Source organism: Archangium sp., assembly GCF_057119385.1.
The window spans coordinates 1-4,154 of sequence record NZ_DBNGVP010000010.1 but is presented as its reverse complement, the minus strand read 5'-3'; the positions used below and the strand labels follow the sequence as shown (position 1 = coordinate 4,154).

The window sequence follows — 4,154 nt, the reverse complement described above, 5'->3', positions numbered from 1 at the left end:
ACGTGGTGAAGCTGGTGGGCCACCTGAAGTGGCCGGAGGACAGGCCCGAATTCCTGGTACTCGTCATGGAGTACGTGGAGGGCCGCCCGCTGCACCGCTGGGCGCAGGAGGACAACCCCTCGGCGCGCGCCGTGGCCCGGGTGCTGCTCAAGCTGGCGCGCGCCCTGGCGGCCATTCACGCCCGGGGCGTGCTGCACCGCGATTTGAAGGAGGACAACGTGCTGGTGCGCGCGGCGGACGGGGAGCCGGTGCTGGTGGACTTCGGGGCGGGCAGCATGCCGGGGGCGCCCCGCGTCACCCGGGGCGCCCTGGCCCCGGGCGACCTGCACCACCGCAGCCCCGAGGCGGTGGCCTTCTTGCTGCGCGACAACCGCCAACCCGGGGAGCGCTACGACTACAGCCCGGCCGACGAGATGTACGCCCTGGGCGTCAGCCTCTACGCGCTGCTGACGGACGGCTACCCCATTGACGACGCGGAGCCGCTGATGCTGGCGCAGATACTCTCCTACCAGCCGGTGGCGCCCCATGCGCTGAACGAGCGGGTACCGCGGGCGCTGAGCGCGCTGTGCATGAGGCTGTTGGAGAAGGAGCCCGGACGGCGGCTGGCGAGCGCCGAGGCGCTGAGCCAGGCGCTGGAGGCGGTGCTGAAGGAGGCCGAGGCGGACGTGGCCTGGGACGCGCCCCTGTTCCCCGCGTGGGGGGAGAAGGACAGCGGCGAGCCGGTGGCGGACGCGGGGGACGAGCCGGACTGGGTGCGGCGCTGGGTGGAGGAGAAGCCCCGGCGGGGCAAGCGGCCCGCGCCCGTACCGGCCGCGGCCCCGGAGCCTCCGCCCGGGCCGGTGCGGCCCTCGTCCACCCCCGTGCCGCTGGACTGGCCGGCCGCCGTGGTGCGCCCCACGGACGTGCTGGCCGCGCTGCTCAAGGCGGCGCTGGTGCTGGGCGTGTTGGTGCTGACGGGCCTGGGTGCCGAGCAACTGCTGCGCCGCTGGGTGCCCGCGCGCCCGGTGCCCGTGTCCTCCCAAGGCCCTGTCTCCTGGGAGCCGCCCTGGGCACAGCCGACGTGGAGGGGTGGCAACGGTGGTGAAGTGGCGCCCCCCCACAAGCCGCCCGAAGCTGACGCGGCCATGGCGCCGCCCCCCGCGGACTCCACCCCCGTGGCCGCCGCGCCCCCCGCGGCGCCCTCCGAGGACACCCCTGCCGTGAAGACGCCGCAGAAGAAACTCCGCTCCCTGGCGCGCAGCACCTGTGCCGGACTCACCGGGCTGGCCCTGCAGGCCTGTGCCGGCACGCCGCTGCAGGTGCCCCCCGTGCGTCAGGATTCCCCGCCCCGGCCCGCCGACTGCCCGCCCGGTGCCGTGAAGACGATGGAGGAGCTGGGTATCCGCATCAGCAACACCGGAGATGCACTGTTCCCCGTACCCGCCGGTGGATCTGCCCAGCGCGTCACCGTGCGCGAGTCCACTCCGATGACAGTCCAATTCGGCGACCAGCCCAAATTCCCGGGGGCATTGCACGTGGGCGAGCTCACCGGGCGGCTCTACCTCGGGCCCGAGCGCGTGTACGGCCGCTTCACCCAGGCCCGGGACCTGAGCACCGGCAAGACGTACCCGGTGTGCCTGGAGCTGATTGAGGACGGCGTCCGGTGGGGGGAACCCCCGGGCGTGGAGAGGAAGGACGTCGGCGGCCCCGCTGACGCCGCCGTCGTCTTCTCCAGCCAGTCCGTCCGGGCAGTGCGGCGCTTCGAGTAGGCACGGGCGGCACAGGGGCCAGGAGGTGTGGTAGAGGCCAACGCCTCGCGTCACCACGCCCCGCCTTCCCCCGGAGGTTGACTCCCCGTGCCCCTCGTGTCCCCCGTGGGCCTGCTCGCGCTGGCCCTCCTCGCCCCCATCCCCCCGGCCTCCACGCCATCCCCGGCGGACGCGTGTGAGGCGGCGAGCCCCCAGCTCGTGCTGTCGGCCGAGTCCTCCACGACGCCGCCCACGGTGTGCATCAGCCCGGGCCTGTCTCTCACGCTCCGCTTCGACACGCCGCTCCAGCCCGGGTCCGTGCGGATTCAGGAGCCGGAGCGCTTCGAGGAGGTGAACCCCGGGCAGAAGACGCTCACGCTGGTGCCTCCGGAGAACCTGGCGGCCGGGGAGCGTTTCCAGTTGGAGGTGTGCTTCGCGGACGGTGCCGCTCCCGGGTGCGCCCGCTTCCTCCTGCTGGCCCACCCGGCGCTGGGTTTGTCTCAGGTGAAGGTGTTTCGCCAGCCCCGCACGCTGGTGTCCTTCCAGGAGGGGGAGAAGACAGCCCAGGCCGAGACGCGGCAGTGCCAGGAGGAGGTGCGCCAGCTGCGCGCCGAGCGCGGCGCCCCCGAGGGACTCCGGGGCGCGCTCGCCTCGGGGCTGCTGGGAGAGGGGGGCATTGCTTCCAAGGACCTGAGAGAGCTCGTCACCGAAGCGAAGGGCAACGCCCTGCGCCTTCACAAAGCCCGCAGCTACCGCGCCGAGGGCCGGGTGGCGGTGGAACTGAAGTTCACGAATCCCGGTACGTTGCCCTGGACGGCGGCGGGCGCGGTGCTGCGCGGCCCCAAGGGCGAGGTGTTGAAGCCACTGCCGCTCTGGCAGTCCGTCCCCTCAACCGACCCCGGTGCCCAGGGGACATTCCGCGTGGTGGTGGAGGTGCTGGCCTCGGGGGAGGAGGGGCGGGGCACGTACACCCTCACGCTCTGGGACGCGGAGCAGAAACGCACCATCATCCTGGGGAATGTCACCTTCCCCTGACGCAGGCAAGCGGGTGTGCCTCACCGCTTTCCGCGGAGGACCACGGTTCGCGGTCCTGACCGAGCATCCGCTCGTGTCGCTCGCTGGCGGGTCCGGGCGCTGGACGCTCGATGAGCCCTGCCCGGTCGAGCAGTTCCCGCACGCGGGCGGTGAGCGCCACGTGCCCGGGGTTGCTGGCCGTCATGGGCTCGGGGGAGAGCACGAGCAGCCAGCCCAACCCCGTACTTCGAGCTCACCCTTCTCCATGAGCGCCACCCTCTCCGAGGAACTCGCCATGGCGAAGTCGGGGTCCCACGCGGTGGCCATGCTCGTGAGCACCTCGGTCAACACGGGAGAGGGGGTGGGTTGTTTCTCGTTACCGATCGAGCACCGCCCCCCCTGTCTGGTTGGCTGTCCCGCATCCTATCCTTCAGGGTTGTTTCACCTGGGGGAAAGGCGCGACACATGGAGAAGCACCGCGGTTCTGAGGTGGGGACGGGCGCGGTGACACGAGGAGCGTTCCGGCGAGGCCGGCCAAGGCGGGAGGCCGGTGCGCTGGCGCTACGTGTCCTCGTTCAGCGGGCGGCGTGCGCGGCGGAGAAGAGCTTCCAGGCCCTCCTGCTCGCGAGCTGCCTCGTCACCAGCATGGGCGCGGCCGGCGAAGAGTTGAGACGAGAGCGGGTGATCCTCTCGGTCAAGGCGCAGGCGCGAGCCAGAACCTCTGGCCCCCGCGTGGAAGAGTGGAGGGGAGACGTGCTCTCCCTCCGGGTGATGGACCCGGGCACCCTCGTGGTGGAGGCAGGCGATGAAGTCATCGCCGCGGGCGAGCTCCTCTGGGGCGAGAGCATGCGGCTGCGGGTGGAGCCACGCAGGGGCTCCCCGCCCGCGCCGTTGCCCCGGCTGGTGAGTCCCGAGCCGGGCCGGGAAGAGGTGGAGGTGGACGTCCCGGAGGGCATGGGTGCCGGAGGGGTGCTCACGCTCACCTATGACTGGGGCCGCCAGGACACACCCGCCCTGGAGCGCACCTGGCGCCTCCCCCCCATGGAGGAGATTCCACCCGAGTGGCTCGAGGACGAGCGGGTCGAGACGGAGGGCACGCCAGAGGACGAGGGGGACAGCGCGCTGGCCTTCCTCTCACCCCAGTTGGCCCCGCTCCCCGTCCAGGTGGACCCGGAGCGTCCGGAGTTGCTCTGGGTTCCCGCGTACGCCTCCCGGGAGGAGCTCGCCTCGCGGCTCTTCGGGGATGCGGCCGCGGCAGGCGCCTTCGACTTCGAGCCCCGCCCGGTGCCCCCCGGCGTGGAAGGCGAGCCACGCCAGTGTGTGCGCGTGCGCGAGCCACCCGCCTTGCGGCCCGAGCTCCTGGCCCAGGTGCGCGGCGCCCTGGACGAGCGGCTGAAAACGGACAACACGTGG

General features: G+C 72.6%; 5 protein-coding genes. 3 read left to right on the top strand and 2 right to left on the bottom strand.

From position 1 onward, the window contains the following. On the top strand, window positions 1-1,748 hold a 1,748-nt coding region (locus AC16DP_RS03080), incomplete at its 5' end, for a serine/threonine protein kinase (protein WP_483956620.1). 87 nt (window positions 1,749-1,835) lie between these two features. Beyond that, a complete protein-coding gene (locus AC16DP_RS03075) occupies window positions 1,836-2,762 on the top strand; it encodes a DUF2381 family protein (RefSeq protein WP_483956619.1) in 927 nt (308 codons plus the stop codon). Here the strand turns inward: AC16DP_RS03075 and AC16DP_RS03070 are convergent. Both AC16DP_RS03070 and AC16DP_RS03065 read right to left on the bottom strand, forming a co-directional pair. Continuing rightward, window positions 2,749-2,946 carry a hypothetical protein gene (locus tag AC16DP_RS03070; RefSeq protein ID WP_483956618.1) on the bottom strand — a complete coding sequence of 66 codons (198 nt, stop codon included), beginning with the start codon at window positions 2,944-2,946 and terminating at the stop codon, window positions 2,749-2,751. The genes AC16DP_RS03075 and AC16DP_RS03070 overlap by 14 nt on opposite strands. Next, entirely contained in the window at window positions 2,943-3,068 is a 126-nt protein-coding gene (locus AC16DP_RS03065; protein WP_483956617.1) for a hypothetical protein, read from the bottom strand. The genes AC16DP_RS03070 and AC16DP_RS03065 overlap by 4 nt, the downstream gene beginning before the upstream one ends. Window positions 3,069-3,206: 138 nt before the next feature. Between AC16DP_RS03065 and AC16DP_RS03060 the strand changes: the two genes are divergently transcribed. Beyond that, window positions 3,207-4,154 (top strand): hypothetical protein (locus tag AC16DP_RS03060; RefSeq protein ID WP_483956616.1); only part of this gene is annotated, 948 nt, incomplete at its 3' end.